Here is a 15,562-nt window from a genome sequence, read left to right as displayed (position 1 = left end):
GCTTAATTTTTATCAATAATTAATGCTGGAAGATTTAATGATGTATACAAAGTATTATACTGATCCATTTCAGTAGAAATAATAGCGTCTCTTTCCTTTTTATATACAAGCCAATCGTTCATAAGATCATTAAAACGTTCTTTAGCACCTTTGGTTACTTTTGGATCTGCCTGGTTTATATAACTTAAAAGTTGAATGAGTTGTGAGTTCAATTTATTATTAAAATTAATCACATCTTGAAAAGTCTTCTGCTTTTCTTGTATTAAATTCTCTTCCCAAGTATTGATTCGCTTTTGAAGTGCTTTACCTTTTTCAATCAATGCTTTTGCTTTATCATTATTCTTTAAAAGTTTAGCATACTGAGTGAGTTGTGTTTTTGCTGAACGCATTTGAATAACAGAGGTATGTATGTCTTTTAATGTATTTTCGATACGCACAAGAATACTTTGTTGCTCAGAAAAATCTTCAGGAGTTGACTGAATTGATGGATTAGGTAAAATAATAGCTTCAGTAGCTACAGTTTTTCCTTCTAAAGATAATTGTAGGGTATATTTTCCTGGAGCAACGCTAGAACCAGAAAGTCCACCAAAAACAAATACTTCGTTAATTGCTGGAATAGCTTCACGTTTAAAATCCCACGTAAATCGATTGAATCCTTTTTTGGACGATAAAATTTGTGGTTTTGCGGGTCCACCTGGCCGAGTTTTGAATTTTTTTGGTTTTTTATTAGTATATGATCGTATTATTTCTCCGTTTTGTAAAACATCTAATTTTAGAGCTAGTGTATCTGCATTTTTATGCAAATAATAATCAAAAGTTACTCCACTTTTAGGGTTTTGACCTTGTCCAACAGCTTTTGAAGTACCACCAAAAATGCGATAACTTGGTTTAGGTTGAAAAATTTGAAGTGTTTCCTTTTCTGGAGTCATATTTTGGAGTACACCTAGATCGTCTAAAATCCAGAATCCACGTCCAGATGTTGCAGCAACTAAATCATTGTCTTGAATAGTAAGATCGTTAATAGCCACTACAGGTAAATTTAATTTAAGACGTTGCCAATATGCACCATCATCATTAGAAACATATAATCCTGTTTCAGTACCGGCATATAGCAATCCTTTACGTTTTTTGTCTGCTCTAACTACTCTGGTAAATCCGTTAGGATCATCGAGTCCATTCACAATTTTTTTCCATGATTTTCCATAATCATTTGTCTTAAAAACATAAGAATTTAAATCCAAAGATTTATATCTCATGATTACTAGATAAGCAGTAGCAGGATCATGGGCAGAGATGTCAATGCTATTTATAATACCATCAGAAATTCCTTTAGGCGTTATGTTTTCCCAGTTTTTACCTCCATTTTTTGTGATATGTAGTAAACCATCATCACTTCCTGCATATAATACACCTTCTTGATGTTGAGATTCTACTAAAGCAGTTATTGTATTGTAATTTTCTCCACCTGCAGCTTCATTGGTAAAAGGACCTCCACCTGGACCGTGTTTATCTTTTTCGTTTTTAGTCAAATCTGGACTAATAATTGTCCAATTCATCCCTCCGTCAGTTGTTTTAAATACTACATTTCCTGCATGATAAATAGTTTTTCTATTGTGAGGAGATGAAATAATAGGAGCATTCCAATTGTATCGATATTTAGCATCTTTTGGAGCTATACTTAATCCTAATTCAGGGTATTCTTTAATAGCTTTTTGTGTCCTAGAAGATTTAGTCCATTTACTAATATTTCCCTGATACGTTCCACCATAAATTGTTTCAGGATTATCTGGATCAAAAGCAATAAAGGCGCTTTCACCACCAGCAACAGAATACCAATCTTTCCAATCAATTCCTTGATCATTAGTACGACTAGCTATAGCAATAGCTGAATTGTCTTGTTGGCCTCCATATACATTATAAGGAACCAAATTATCGGTAATAACACGATAAAATTGTGATGTAGATTGATTTTGCTGTGTACTCCAGCTTTTTCCACCATTAAAAGAAATATTAGCACCACCATCATTTGAGTTAATAAGGTTGTTGTTATCGTATGGATTAATCCATAAATGATGATTATCCCCGTGAGGAACCGGAATATTTGAAAATGTTTTTCCTCCATCAATAGATTTCATTACAGGTGCATTTAACACATATACGACATTTTCATTTTGTGGATCGGCAAAAATTTCCATATAATACCAAGAACGAGCAATATTTACACGGTTACCGTTTACTTGTTTCCATTTTTTTCCAGCATCATCGGAACTATAAACACCTCCTTTTTTTCCTTCTGCTTCTAATACAGCAAATATACGTTCTGGATTAGCCCTCGAAACTGAAATACCAGATTTACCAAACGCTTTTGGTAAACCTATTTTCATTTTAGTCCAAGTATCACCACCATCTATAGATTTATACAAGCCTGAGTGTTCTCCACCAGACTCAATAATCCAAGGATATCTGCGATGTTGCCACATAGAAGCATATAAGATTCTTGGATTAGTCATATCCATAGTTAGTGAAGAAGCTCCTGTTACTGTATTTACAAACAGCACTTTTTTCCACGTTTTTCCACCATCAATACTTCTATATATTCCCCTTTCTTCAGTTGCGTCGTATTGTGCTCCTTGAGCTGCAACATAAATAATATCTGGATTTTTAGGGTGTATAATTACATCAGAAATATGACGAGTTTTCTCAAGTCCTAGATGAGTCCAAGTTTTTCCAGCATCCATAGATTTATACACACCATTTCCCATAGAAGTCATTACACCTCGAGCAGCATGTTCTCCCATTCCAACAACTACAATGTTAGTATCACTTTCAGATACAGCTATGGCACCTACAGATCCTGTTGTAAAAAACTTATCTGAAATATTATTCCAGGTAATACCACCATCCGTAGTTTTATAAACACCACCACCAGTAGATCCCATATAATAGGTTAGGGGTTTACCAATTACTCCAGTTGAGGTAACACTTCTACCTCCTCTATAAGGACCTATATTTCTCCATTGTAATCCATGGAATAGAGAATCCGTAAGTTTAAAAATAGGCTCTTTAGTTTTGTTTTTTCTTCGCTGTGCATTATGTGTTAATGGAAGTAAGAAAATACAGATGAATAGAAGTTTTAATATTTTCATTTGGTTGTTTTAGTTTTTGATTTGGGTAAGAAGTATAGAAAATTACCATTTTTAGAATGTATAATAATCTTATAGTAACTTTTTTTCTTAATCAAATATATTTGTTTTTTTATAATTATAGAACCTATTTCCTTATAGAATCAATGGGTATGAAAATAACGATTTTGAATCTCTTTTTGAAACTATTTTAAAAGGAGTTTGTATGAGAAGAAGTACATCCCGTGTATGATTAATTATAAAAAAAGGAATCTGAAGGGTGATTCGATTAATAGCTAAAGTTAATTTTCTTTTTCTTAAACTTTTACTTTTCTATCTAGATAGCTCTGGTATTACAAATGAGTAATTTTATGTTACCAGAGCTATTTGAGATAGTATTTTAGTTTAGATTAATTTCAAAATCTAATAAATTGTGTCTAATATGATTAAAATCCTGAGTTTTACTATTAAAAATTAGAATCTTTATTGTTAAATAATGTATATGCCAATTCTCTAATTTCAGTTGAAGATCTTTAGATCTATTCACTAGATGATTTGAAAGAATAGTATTATTAAAAGTTTTCTTTTTCCATAGGTGAGTAGAATATATTTTTTCAGATGTGATTTCATCATAAAATTTATCTAGCCCACTTATATAAGAAAACTTTTGTTTACCATTAGCATCTTGAATAATTCTATTATCATCCGCTAAGATGAAATTAACTTCTTTAATGTCTTTTGTAATTATCAAACTACTTATTTGATCAACTTGATTAGCATCTAAACCAGTAGAGTTACCTAAAGAAGTCACAAAATAATTATCACCTTCAAAATTATTATTAATTACAGTTTCTAAAAAATCTGTAGGACAAATAAAAAAAAGACGATTAGTCATTTTATTTTAAGAGTAATTGTAAGATTAACTAATACTCAAATTTTACAGACTTTTTAAATCAATTACTTCAAAATTTCTAGCATCAAAATAATCGTCTAAACCATAATCTGTATTGATGATTATACCTCCAAGCAGTGTTACTTTATCAACATGAAATTCATCTTTACATGTTTTTAAATACTCATGCACCTTTTGATCTATTATTTTATAGGTAGCCTCGGTAATTGCTTTTGATTGATTTTCACTAGCCATTATATCATCTCTATAAGGTAGTAAGCTCTCTTCTAATTTCATTTGTTGGTAATCATCATCATTCATAATAGGTGCATATGTATTATCTTGTAAACGACTTAAAGCAAGCATTAAAGCACCACATGAGTTACCCGTTTCTTCCATTCTTGGTCTATACATCTTACCTAATTCGCCTTCTAGTGTAATTCCAATATGAGGTCCGTAAAATATAAATGCACTTCCATTATCTGGTATATGATGAGCAAAAGCTGTCATTCCTGTTTGTCCAACAAAAGGGATACCTCCAAGTCCACCCATTACAAACGGACCAAATAAAACATTAAAGAAAGTTGTAGAGGGCACATTAATATCATCAGAACAAACAGATGTAGCCATTAATACTTTTGAAATGTCAAGTTTATGCTCAATTTGCATTTTCCCTAAATAATGAATTGAAGTGTCTTTAGCATCTTTTGCATTAGGAAATTCTTTTTTTACTACTTCGTCAAATTTTCTTTGTAACATAATTTGATTGATTTTTTTATAATATCATTGTTGTTTATATCTCATAAAGGTAAACTAATTTTTACAAATGCAACAATGTTGCATTTAAAAGAAGATAGCATTAATCATTTTAAAGTAGTACAGGAGTTGTAATCAATATAAAATATTGGTAGAGAACTATTTTTTAGAAGATAAAATCAAGGCGAAGTGAATTTTAAGAATAACGCTTCAGTTTTTGTTGTAATTCATTTTTGGTTTTTGTCAACCATTCATTTTTGAGAATACTCAGTAAAACAATATCTAGTCTTTCAGATGATTTTGAAAGTGGAGGAAGAAAACTTCTTAGTTTACCTTCTTGAATACAACCGACACTTTCCATAGCTTTTATACTTTTAATGTTTTTAGAACTTGCTCCAAAACCTATTCTTTCCATATGCATTTTTTCGAATAAAAATTCAAAAAGAAGAAATTTACAATTTTTATTAAGTCCTGTTCCCTGAAAGTTTTTACCTATCCAAGTATGACCAATTTTTACATTTTTTAAATTATTATCGATTGCATAAATTCTAGTCATTCCTGCAATTTTATTTATTCTTAGATCTTTTATGATAAACGGATATTCAAGATGCTTCTTTCGATTGTTAATGGCATTAGATATATATGTTGTAAAATTTTCCTTTCCAAATCCGTTTTCAGTAAAATGTTCCCATATTTCTTTAGTATTTGAAATCTTAAATAATTCTGATTCATGAAATTTCTCTAATGGAGTAATTTCAACCATTTTATTTTTTAGAATATATTTTTCTTCAAATTGAAACATTTGGATTTATTTCATTAAAAATTTCATCTCATCACAAGTTTTACTTGGTATAAATTCAGTTAGCTCATAATTAGCTAACTCATTTTTCTTGAAAGGATCTTTTTCAATTATTTTTTCCAATTCTGTTTTTGATGTTACATTGGATAAAATTATTCCACCTGTTCTAGGAACTTTTCGTCCAGAAGCTAGAAAATTTCCTAATTCATATTGTTCGTTAAGAAATTTAATATGCGCGCCAATAAATTGATCTACCTTTTCTAAAGCTACTTTATAAGTCAAGTTTACTATAAACATTTTAAATTTAGTTAGTTTTTAATTCTTCAATTTTTTGGATAAAAAACGTCATCATTGAGAGAAGTTTTATAATTTATTTTCGAATTACAATATACTTTAATTAAATGAAAAAGCGATTTGAATAGAATAGCAAACCGCTTTTCATTCTGGTAAAATATATTATTTTTTGATGTGATTAAATAGTTCAAAATGTTGAAATATCATATCATTTTCTTCCATGATATTAAATATTGTTGTAGTCATTTCATTTTGCATCGCCTTTTCAGAAGCTGATTTTGCAGCTTCTAAGTCGCTCCAGAGAATAACATCAAGGAATTTTCCATCTTCAGTTAATGCTGTTTTTCTTGAAATAAAACCTGGCTGCTTACTGACAAATTCATTGAGTTTTAGCACTGATTTTTTCCCATTGTCAATATCAACTCCATTTTTAAATTTCCATACGACTAATTCAATAATTTTAGCTTGTTTCATACGATCTTCTGTTTCCGTTGACTGATTACATCCAAATACAGTCAAAATAATTAAACCTATTACTAATTTTTTCATGTTTCAAAAATAGATTAGGGTAGAGACAACAGTATGTCAAGGGTACTAGGAAATTTTTAATAGATTTTTATAAATGAAAAAATATCACTTAGTTAAAAACTATATAAAAACCAATTACCGTGTCGATTAATTAAATGCATAGTTTCTTTACTTCGACTTTTTCCCAGAGGATGATTAAAAATAAAAGGAACATAAGCGAGTTGATTTTTTAGATATTTTCCATAAGTTACTTCGTCAACTATTTTACCAGATCCGAATATTGTTACAAATTGATCTAATACTTTTTTTGCATTTTCATTATCATCAGTTTGTAGTGCAAGTTTAGAAATAGCACATAATTCTTTTACATCTCCATCTCCTTCGCCATAAGGATCACAAAGACATTGCATGATAGAAAAATCTTTTGTTTTTGCCGCATAAAAAATAGCTTCAACTACACTTTTAGGATTTGTGTAATCAATTTGGAAAGCTTGTTTTTGTCCGATTACTGTAAAATTATTCAAAATGCATAGAGTAAAAATTAATATTAAGTGTTTCAATTTTTTTAATTTATATAGTTATTAATCTGTTTATTTTATTTCAATTTTACTTCGTAATCCAAATTATATCCTTCGTTAATCTCTCTATTTGTTATTTTAAATATTTCTATCTGATTTTTCGATTCGAGTTTATAAATCCAATTATTTTTCAATTGAATTTTATCTTTTAAAACAGGAAATAATCGTTTTGTTATTGAATCAATTACAGATTGTTCCATATCATTTTCTTGTAAATCAAAATACCAATTTGCAGAGACATTAAAAATTCGTTTTGATTTTTTATCAACAGAAAAGAATCCAATTCCATTAAGAGAAGAATGCTTCCCAATATCGATGGTAAAATAATCATCGAGTGTTAAGTAATCAGTAATTATATTTCCATAATTTTGGTAGTCCATATTAGGATCAATTCGATATGAAAGTGTAGTATCTATTTTAGTTATCTTTTCCCCAATTTTAAATAAAGCTTTTCCTTTATATTGTAAACTCAAAGGTCGATACTCTTTTGTAGTATCTAATTTTTCTACACGATATATTGAATCCAAAACGATTTGATTTTGATGGATACTACTGGCATTCCTATTAATAAAGTTACAAGAAATACCAAAAACTAGGATTATCAAATATACTAATGCTCTCATTTATTTTTATCATTTAAATATAAGTAAACTTTAAGTTTTTAAAATACTTTTATAAGTAAACAAGCTCTTTCTATTAATAATTGTTCTTTTATTCTAGTTAATGTTTACATATACAGATCGCTAAAATTTCTCTAAATTATTCTGAGTAATAAAACAATTTTTCGAGGGTAAATTTAAGTTTACCATAAGGTTAAAATAATTAACATACTATAATTTAGATTTAATAAAAACTAAGTTGTAATAAGGAACAAGATCTTTATATTTGCAACGGTGTTGCGTTATAAGATTTTCAATTCCTAGTACTACAATGAAGAGTCATCATAAAATAGTAAGTTTTCTGTTATCGTTAGTCATTATCTTGATTCACGTAACACTACTTATTCATACTATTGAACACCATCATCATGTACATCATGAAACGAAATTTTCGAATTTTTCAACATTAGAAAATAAGATAGAAGTATCTGAAAAATGTAAACTATTTGATATTTATTTAGATATAAAACTCTTATCAGTATCTAATTCCATATTATCATTATTTATCGCGGATTATGATATAGTAGATCAAGTAGCTAAAAAAGAAGATCAGCTTATTACTGTTTTTCTACGCTACAAAAAATCGAGATCACCACCAAAATTTTTAACTAAAACTAGCTAATAACAATAGGTGTTCTAAAAAAACGAGTATGCTTAGTCATGTACATAGTTTTATAGCTTAATAAGTTGTTAGTTTATTCATATATCGATAGAAATAGATATTTAAAACCCTTATTCAAATTCTTGTACTCAAGAATTTAAAACCAAACTTTTCTAAATACACTCATTATGTTACAAGCAAAAGAGCTTACGAAGCGCTATAACGATACCTTAGCGTTAAATAAATTAAGTTTCTCTGTAGCTCCTGGAGAAATATTTTGTCTTTTAGGACAAAATGGCGCAGGAAAAACAACAACAATTAATATTTTTTTAGGCTTATTAGCCCCAACTTCAGGAGAAGCATTACTAGATGATACTGCTATTGCTAATAATTCAACTTTAAGAAAATCTATAGCTTATATTCCAGAAGTGGTTCAGCTGTACAGTAAATTATCTGGATTAGAAAATCTAGACTTTTTTAGTCGTTTAGCAGGCTTTACTTATAGCAGGCAGGAATTAACTAGTTTTTTAGAGCAAGCCAATTTAGCAGGAGAATTTCATAGGAAAAAGCTATCTAAATATTCTAAAGGAATGCGACAGAAAGTTGGTATAGCTATTGCCTTAGCTAAGAACGCATCATATATTCTTATGGATGAACCTACTTCAGGTTTAGACCCAAAAACATCTGTAGAGTTTGCTAATACTTGTAAGCAACTTTCAGCACAGGGAGTAGGAATCTTAATGGCTACCCACGATATTTTTAATGCAGTAAATGTATGTGCTAGAATAGGTATTATGAAAGAAGGTACCTTAGTACACATTGCCGAAACAGAAGATATTACTGCTCAAGAATTACAAGAATTATATATAAAAACAATTTAAACAACCAATAAATATAACAACTAGTTATGAACGTCAAACATTTAGTGTTTGTAGTACTTATATTAGTACTACAAACAGGATTTTCACAATCTAAAATTACCGGTAAAATTTTAGATATTGATAGTAATCCAATTCCTGGTGCTACTATTTTGGTAGCTAATGAAGATTTGGGAGAACAAAAAGGAGATACTTCTGATATGGATGGAGATTTCAGTATTCAAGTTTCTAATGCAGGCATATATAAAATACAAATTACGTTTATAGGCTTTAAATCTTATACTAAACAAATAACAGTAGTAGAAAATCAAGAGGTTAATTTAGGTACAATAGTATTAAAAGAAGCTGCTGAGTTATTACAATCAGTAGAAATAATAGGTAGAAAACGTAAAGATTATAATAGTGATTATTCTTTCTCAGCTACCAAAATAGCAATCAAGAATAAAGAACTGCCACAAGCCATCTCAGCTGTAACAAAAGAATTATTACAAGATCGCCAGGCATTTCAACTTACTGAAGCTGTAAAAACAGTAAGTAATGTTGCTCCTACGGGTTTATATAATCACTATAATATTCGTGGTATTACACAAGGTGATGATGGACAGGTAGTTAACGGAATGCGTACACGTCAATTTTATTTTTTACAACCTATAACCTCTCATTTAGAGCGTGTAGAGGTTATTAAAGGACCTTCTTCTGTTACTTTTTCTAGTGCAGATCCAGGTGGTACTGTAAACATAGTAACTAAAAAACCCTTAAAAGAAAAACGTAGTGAAGTATCTATAGCTGCAGGTAGTTTTTCTACGTTAAGAGCAACTGCAGATTTTACAGGGCCTTTAAATGAAGAAAAAACGTTATTATATCGTTTTAATGGAGCATATCAAGAAGCAGATTCATTTAGAGATATAGTGAATAATAACGCTATTTTATTTGCGCCTTCTTTAAGTTATATTCCTAACGAAACAACAGCACTTAATGTAGAGATGATTTACAATAATGCAGAAGGAAATTTAGATAGAGGACAACCGATCTTTGATGCTCCTGGGGTAGATTACAATCCGAATAGTACTTCTATTAATTTGAATCCTGGGGCACTTAATGATTTTTACAAGACTAAAGAAATCATATTTATGGCGAGTTTTAGTAAAAAGTTTACAAACAACTTTGGCTTTAACGCGCAGTATATGAAACAAACTTGGGATGAAGATTTACAAGAACATAGGATTGATGCTTTTAATGCAGCCTACGACGCAACAGGAGCAGCGGTATCTACTTTAGCACCTTTAAGATATGCGGAAAGACAACAAGCTTGGAATACTAATAATTTTAGTACGTTTTTTAATTATGATATTGTAAGTGATAATATTACTAATAAAATTTTAGTAGGTTATGATGCTACGCGTTGGGAAAGAACAATAGGAGGTCAAAATACTGCAAGAAGGCAATATTTAAAAACTGATGGTACTTATGCAAGATTTAGACCAGGTACAAGTGATTTAACCGAATTTCAGGTAGCTGACGGATTACTAATTCCTGGGATACCTCATTTAGATTTAACAAACCCTTTTAATGGCATTAGAAATACCAGTGATTATATATTAACGCAAACTGAAATACCAGCAAATTTAACCACATCTGATGGTATTTACATCCAAAACCAATTTAAGGTAGGCAAATTCACCGCTTTAGTGAATTTAAGATATGAATGGTTTAACGATATATTTGATTACGAAGGACAAGGAGAGGAAGGATTTAGACAACAATCGTTTATTCCAAGGTTCGGTGTAACTTATGAAATTACAGATGATATTAGTCTATATGGAACGTATTTGGAAGGTTTTCAGCCACATACGAATACAGTGTCCTTATCACCAAGTGCAGAAGGGTTCTTTAATAGAGCTTCTCCAGGAAGATTTGATCCTCTAGAAAGTAGTTTAAAAGAACTTGGTGCTAAAGGAGAGTTTTTAAATGGTAAGCTATTTGCCAATTTCGCATTATTTGATATTACTCAGAAAAACCTTTTAATAGGAGATTCTTATGGTGATCCAGCAGACTTAACAACACGAGGAGAGCAACGTAGTAAAGGTTTTGAAATGGATGTTTCTGGTTATGTAAACCCTAATCTACAATTTGTGTTTTCTTACGGATATACAGACGCTAAAATTATAGAAGATACAGTAGAAGAGCTGAATGGGGAACGTATTGGTGGAGCACCAAAACACAATGCAAATTTATGGGGGCGTTATGATTTTAGTAATAAAATCTTAAAAGGAATTGGAGTTGGTTTTGGTATGCAATATGTAGATGAAAGATATACATGGTACTCTTCTCCTAGAGTATTATTACCAGATTATACTGTATTTGATGGAGCTATATATTACAAACCTGCGAATACAGGGATACAGTTAACACTTAAAGTCAATAATTTATTTGATAAAACGTATTGGTTAGGTGGGCTTTTCCCGTCAAGATTAGCTCCAGGTGCTCCAAGAAATGTTTTATTAAATGCTACGTACAAATTTTAGTAAGCGATGAAAGCTCAAATAGTAATTTTAATCGCAAAACAGTTCTTTAAAAAGACCTTTAATAGTAAAGGTCTTTTAGTACTATGGTGTGTGTTTTTAATGGCACTTGCTTATGTCACTATAACTGGTTGGCAGGCGTTTGAAGAACAACATCACATTATTGGACATCATCAAGAAGAATCACGTGCAAGTTGGGATAATAATCCAGATAAACACCCACATCGAATGGCACACTTTGGTTCTTTTGCATTTCGAGAGCAGCATCCGCTACGTATTTTTGATTCAGGAATAGAAAACTATACAGGGAATGCTGTCTTTTTAGAAGCGCATCAACAAAATACAGCTAATTTTTCTCAAGTAAGTTTATCCACAGGTTTAATTCGATTTGGAGATTTAAACATAGCAATGTTATTACAGATCATATTACCGTTAATTATCTTTTTTGTAGGGTATGCTTCAATAACTTCTGAACGAATGAACGGAACTTTAAAGATCATTTATTTGCAAGGAGCTAATATGAAAGCTATTTTATTAGGTAAAACGTTAGGCTTATTTTTAATTACTTGTTTGTTCTTTATACCAGCTTTGGTTGCATTATGGAGTATCTCGTTTTTAGAACATGATATTATAAATAGTCAGATAGCTACTAGGTCAACATATATTACTATAGCGTATACCTTATTTTTTATGTTATTGTGTTGTATAACGGTTATTATTTCTGCTACAAGTGAAAATTCAAATAAAGCTTTGTTAAGCGTATTAGGTTTATGGTTGCTTTTATTTATTATTATACCTAAAACGGCACAAGTATTAGGAAATTATTTATACCCAAATCCATCAAAAATTGAATTTAGAACGGCTATAGAAGAAGAAGTTTCTAAAACAGGAGATAGCCATAATCCTGATGATCCATATTTTAATAAACTTCGTGATTCTGTTTTATCTGTACATAAAGTAACAGATGTAAAAGAACTCCCATTTAATTATAGTGGTTTTATTATGAGTAAAGGAGAGAAGCAGACGGCTTTAATTTATAATAGAGAACATAAATTATTGATCGATAAATATAGAGATCAGAATAGTATAGCAAAGAATTTAGTATGGTTAAATCCTTATTTGGCGGTTAAAGAGATTTCAATGGGATTATCTAGTACTGATTTCGATACTTATGTTAACTTTTTATCACAGACAGAAGCCTACAGATACAAACAATCACAGTATATGAATGAGTTACAAATGAAATACATAAGTAATAAGGCGAAAGGTAGTGAAGGAAAAGTACACGTCATTGACAGTAGTCTTTGGAAATCATTTCCAGATTTTAAATACGAGTATATTTCTATTTCTGATACTTTATCTAATAAATTGATGGCAATAGTTGTATTAATAATCTGGTTATTACTAGTTGTAGGAGGAATGTTATTGTTTTCTAACCGTTTTAAAATAAGTTAAAATGTACGCATTATTAATCACACAATTTCTAAGATCTAAAACGGTAATATTAGCTTTTGGAATAGTATTAGTATTAGGAGTTTTAAGTATCAGTACAGGAAAACAGTTCTTGAATCAGAAACAAGTTGCTGTAGAAAAAACAATAGCACATCAAAAGAAACATTTAGAAACTCAATTAAGTTTTCATAAAGATGATATTGGTTTACTATCTTATTATATAAAGTTCTCTTTTATCAACCCTGTACGGCCTTTAGCTGGAATATCGATAGGACAAAGTGATGTAAATTCACATATACAAAGCGTTGGTATTGTAGCTTTAGAAGGGCAAAAACACAATACAGATTTAGTAAATCCAATGCGATTACAAGTAGGAAATCTTGATTTTAGTTTTCTCATTATTTTTCTTTTTCCATTAGTGATTATTGCACTAACTTTTAATCTTTTATCAGAAGAAGAAGAAATAGGCACATGGAAAATGATTACTATACATGCTAAATCAACATTCAGATTTTTATTACTAAAACTTTCTATGCGTTTATTGTTTGTTTTTGGCGTGATGATTCTATTGTTTCTGGCAGCTAAAATTATATTAGATATTCCTTTTACAGGTGACTTTATGGCTATGTGTATTCTAAGTAGTTGTTATATACTATTTTGGTTTGCATTGTGCTTGTTTGTAGTATTTTTACGTAAGTCTTCCAATACAAATGCTATAGTATTGTTAGCAAGTTGGTTGGTATTAGTAGTATTTTTACCTGTTTTGGTGAATAACTATATAACCAATAGTTATCCAATAGGAGAAGCCTATACTATGGCAATAAAACAAAGAGATGCCTATCATGAAAAATGGGATACAGATAAAATAGCAACTTATGAGAAATTCTATGCACATTATCCTCATTTACGAAAATATGGAATGGAAACAGAAGGTTTTAATTGGGTATGGTATTATGCAATGCAACAATTAGGAGATGATGATTCAAAAGAAGAAAGAGAAGCAATGTATGCTAAAATTAAAAAGAGAGAGTTGTTAAGTAGAAAGATAGCTCGGTTCTTTCCTCCATTAAAAGTACAATTAAGTATGAATGATATTGCTAAAACAAGTTTAACACAGCATGTTGACTTTTTAGATGCCACCACTAAATTTCATGAGAAAATTCGTTTAGATTTATATCCAAAAGTTTTTGAAAAGCAAGATCCAAGTTCAATAGCATGGGAAAAATACCAACCTGAATTTTTCAAACCAACAAATGAATTCAGTTTAGGAAAAAGTATTGTACCTATGTTATTAATTGTAGTGCTTTTAGTTGGTTTTTCAGTATTTCGCAACCTAAAATATTTTAGCTAATATGAAATTACAATATATATTCACTTTACTGATGTTATTTTCATCAGTAAAGTGTTTGTTTAGTCAATCATCTTTTCCATTTTATGGAGCGTCTATTGAACCGGGAACAAAACAACATTTCACGATTCCAATTCAAGAAGGAACTACTACAACATCAATTCCAATTACTGTTTTTCATGGTATAGAAAAAGGACCAGTTTTAGGTATCACAGCTGGAGTACATGGATATGAATATCCACCAATTTTGGCAGGGCAACGATTGATAAAAAGTATAAATCCTAAGTTATTAAAAGGGACAGTTATTTTAGTTCAGATTGCTAGTCTAGGAAGTTTTACTAAACGTTCACCATTTACGAATCCATTGGATAATAAAAATTTGAATAGAGTATTCCCAGGTGATGCTAAAGGAACTATAAGTGAAAAAATAGCAGATTTTATTACAACAAATGTAATTGCTAAATCAGATTTCTTCTTAGATGCTCATGCAGGTGACGCACCTGAAGATTTAACATCATATGCTGCCTATTATTCAAATACATCAATGCCAGAAGTATCTGAAAAAGGAAGAGCTATGGCAGCATCTTTACTATTCGATCATATTATTGTTTTCAAAACGGATGGTAAAAATTATGTAAAAAAAGATGAATCAAGTTTATATTGTTCGGCTGAAGCTTTCAAAAGAGGAATTCCATCTGTAGATATTGAATGTGGAAAGCTTGGAGGAGTAGAGGAGAGCTTGGTGAATAAAATTGAAAAAGGTGTATTAAATATGTTATTATATTTAAATATGACTACTATTTCATTAACTAAGGCTGAACAAAAGGATGCATTTTTATATATAGATCAACGATATTCTGAAGAAAGTAAACATAATGGTATTTTCTATCCTAATAAAAAGTCAGGTGATTATGTAAAGAAAGGAATGAAAATAGGGGAGATAACAGATTATTTTGGGAGAACATTAGAAACTATTTATGCGAAGCATAGTGGCTTAATTCTATTAATATTAGGTACACCTCCAATAAATAAAGGCGATACAATAGTTGTTATTGGAGATGTAAGTAAATAATATTAACGTGAATCTTGGATAAGAAATCCTTGTTAGTTCGAGTGATTTTACAGAATGATAA

At 30.2% G+C, this 15,562-nt stretch carries 14 protein-coding genes; 6 read left to right on the top strand and 8 right to left on the bottom strand.

What is annotated here, in order from left to right; genetic code table 11:
* Positions 1–2: 2 nt before the first annotated feature.
* The 8 genes from BVC87_RS18430 to BVC87_RS18395 form a co-directional block, all read right to left on the bottom strand.
* On the bottom strand, positions 3–3,146 hold the full coding sequence (locus BVC87_RS18430) for a VPS10 domain-containing protein (protein WP_075343883.1): 3,144 nt from the start codon (positions 3,144–3,146) through the stop codon (positions 3–5).
* 376 nt (positions 3,147–3,522) lie between these two features.
* The gene (locus tag BVC87_RS18425) at positions 3,523–4,017 is read right to left on the bottom strand and encodes a hypothetical protein (protein ID WP_075343882.1); all 495 of its coding nucleotides are present in this window, start codon (positions 4,015–4,017) and stop codon (positions 3,523–3,525) included.
* 42 nt (positions 4,018–4,059) lie between these two features.
* Positions 4,060–4,773 (bottom strand): hypothetical protein, encoded by a 714-nt coding sequence (locus tag BVC87_RS18420; RefSeq protein WP_075343881.1) that lies wholly within the window; start codon positions 4,771–4,773, stop codon positions 4,060–4,062.
* A gap of 193 nt (positions 4,774–4,966) precedes the next feature.
* Complete coding sequence (locus tag BVC87_RS18415; protein WP_075343880.1) at positions 4,967–5,572, bottom strand: GNAT family N-acetyltransferase; 606 nt, start codon at positions 5,570–5,572, stop codon at positions 4,967–4,969.
* Positions 5,573–5,578: 6 nt separating this feature from the next.
* Positions 5,579–5,866 (bottom strand): YciI family protein, encoded by a 288-nt coding sequence (locus BVC87_RS18410; RefSeq protein ID WP_075343879.1) that lies wholly within the window; start codon positions 5,864–5,866, stop codon positions 5,579–5,581.
* A 159-nt stretch (positions 5,867–6,025) separates the two neighbouring features.
* A complete protein-coding gene (locus tag BVC87_RS18405; RefSeq protein ID WP_075343878.1) occupies positions 6,026–6,412 on the bottom strand; it encodes a hypothetical protein in 387 nt (128 codons plus the stop codon).
* Positions 6,413–6,504: 92 nt separating this feature from the next.
* The gene (locus tag BVC87_RS18400; RefSeq protein WP_075343877.1) at positions 6,505–6,915 is read right to left on the bottom strand and encodes a hypothetical protein; all 411 of its coding nucleotides are present in this window, start codon (positions 6,913–6,915) and stop codon (positions 6,505–6,507) included.
* A gap of 71 nt (positions 6,916–6,986) precedes the next feature.
* Positions 6,987–7,592 (bottom strand): hypothetical protein, encoded by a 606-nt coding sequence (locus BVC87_RS18395; protein WP_075343876.1) that lies wholly within the window; start codon positions 7,590–7,592, stop codon positions 6,987–6,989.
* Between the two features lie 307 nt (positions 7,593–7,899).
* Between BVC87_RS18395 and BVC87_RS18390 the strand changes: the two genes are divergently transcribed.
* The 6 genes from BVC87_RS18390 (at position 7,900) to BVC87_RS18365 (ending at position 15,501) form a co-directional block, all read left to right on the top strand.
* Entirely contained in the window at positions 7,900–8,250 is a 351-nt protein-coding gene (locus BVC87_RS18390; RefSeq protein ID WP_075343875.1) for a hypothetical protein, read from the top strand.
* 167 nt (positions 8,251–8,417) lie between these two features.
* Positions 8,418–9,110 (top strand): ABC transporter ATP-binding protein, encoded by a 693-nt coding sequence (locus tag BVC87_RS18385; RefSeq protein ID WP_075343874.1) that lies wholly within the window; start codon positions 8,418–8,420, stop codon positions 9,108–9,110.
* A gap of 26 nt (positions 9,111–9,136) precedes the next feature.
* Positions 9,137–11,632 (top strand): TonB-dependent receptor, encoded by a 2,496-nt coding sequence (locus BVC87_RS18380; protein WP_075343873.1) that lies wholly within the window; start codon positions 9,137–9,139, stop codon positions 11,630–11,632.
* Positions 11,633–11,638: 6 nt separating this feature from the next.
* Complete coding sequence (locus BVC87_RS18375) at positions 11,639–13,084, top strand: DUF3526 domain-containing protein (RefSeq protein ID WP_075343872.1); 1,446 nt, start codon at positions 11,639–11,641, stop codon at positions 13,082–13,084.
* Between the two features lies 1 nt (position 13,085).
* The gene (locus BVC87_RS18370; protein WP_075343871.1) at positions 13,086–14,432 is read left to right on the top strand and encodes a DUF3526 domain-containing protein; all 1,347 of its coding nucleotides are present in this window, start codon (positions 13,086–13,088) and stop codon (positions 14,430–14,432) included.
* A 1-nt stretch (position 14,433) separates the two neighbouring features.
* Positions 14,434–15,501, top strand: coding sequence for a M14 family metallopeptidase (locus tag BVC87_RS18365; RefSeq protein ID WP_075343870.1), 1,068 nt, complete (start codon positions 14,434–14,436; stop codon positions 15,499–15,501).
* Positions 15,502–15,562 lie beyond the last annotated feature (61 nt).

This window comes from Tenacibaculum agarivorans (assembly GCF_001936575.1).
GTDB lineage: Bacteria > Bacteroidota > Bacteroidia > Flavobacteriales > Flavobacteriaceae > Polaribacter > Polaribacter agarivorans.
Note: the sequence above shows the minus strand (reverse complement) of the source record. Positions and strands in the feature narration are given on the sequence as shown.

Coding starts and splice junctions, on each gene's coding strand:
- BVC87_RS18420 (WP_075343881.1), bottom strand. CDS start 4,773: ATGTTACAAAGAAAATTTGACGAAGTAGTAAAAAAAGAATTTCCTAAT.
- BVC87_RS18365 (WP_075343870.1), top strand. CDS start 14,434: ATGAAATTACAATATATATTCACTTTACTGATGTTATTTTCATCAGTA.
- BVC87_RS18385 (WP_075343874.1), top strand. CDS start 8,418: ATGTTACAAGCAAAAGAGCTTACGAAGCGCTATAACGATACCTTAGCG.
- BVC87_RS18425 (WP_075343882.1), bottom strand. CDS start 4,017: ATGACTAATCGTCTTTTTTTTATTTGTCCTACAGATTTTTTAGAAACT.
- BVC87_RS18395 (WP_075343876.1), bottom strand. CDS start 7,592: ATGAGAGCATTAGTATATTTGATAATCCTAGTTTTTGGTATTTCTTGT.
- BVC87_RS18390 (WP_075343875.1), top strand. CDS start 7,900: ATGAAGAGTCATCATAAAATAGTAAGTTTTCTGTTATCGTTAGTCATT.
- BVC87_RS18405 (WP_075343878.1), bottom strand. CDS start 6,412: ATGAAAAAATTAGTAATAGGTTTAATTATTTTGACTGTATTTGGATGT.
- BVC87_RS18380 (WP_075343873.1), top strand. CDS start 9,137: ATGAACGTCAAACATTTAGTGTTTGTAGTACTTATATTAGTACTACAA.
- BVC87_RS18370 (WP_075343871.1), top strand. CDS start 13,086: ATGTACGCATTATTAATCACACAATTTCTAAGATCTAAAACGGTAATA.
- BVC87_RS18415 (WP_075343880.1), bottom strand. CDS start 5,572: ATGTTTCAATTTGAAGAAAAATATATTCTAAAAAATAAAATGGTTGAA.
- BVC87_RS18410 (WP_075343879.1), bottom strand. CDS start 5,866: ATGTTTATAGTAAACTTGACTTATAAAGTAGCTTTAGAAAAGGTAGAT.
- BVC87_RS18375 (WP_075343872.1), top strand. CDS start 11,639: ATGAAAGCTCAAATAGTAATTTTAATCGCAAAACAGTTCTTTAAAAAG.
- BVC87_RS18430 (WP_075343883.1), bottom strand. CDS start 3,146: ATGAAAATATTAAAACTTCTATTCATCTGTATTTTCTTACTTCCATTA.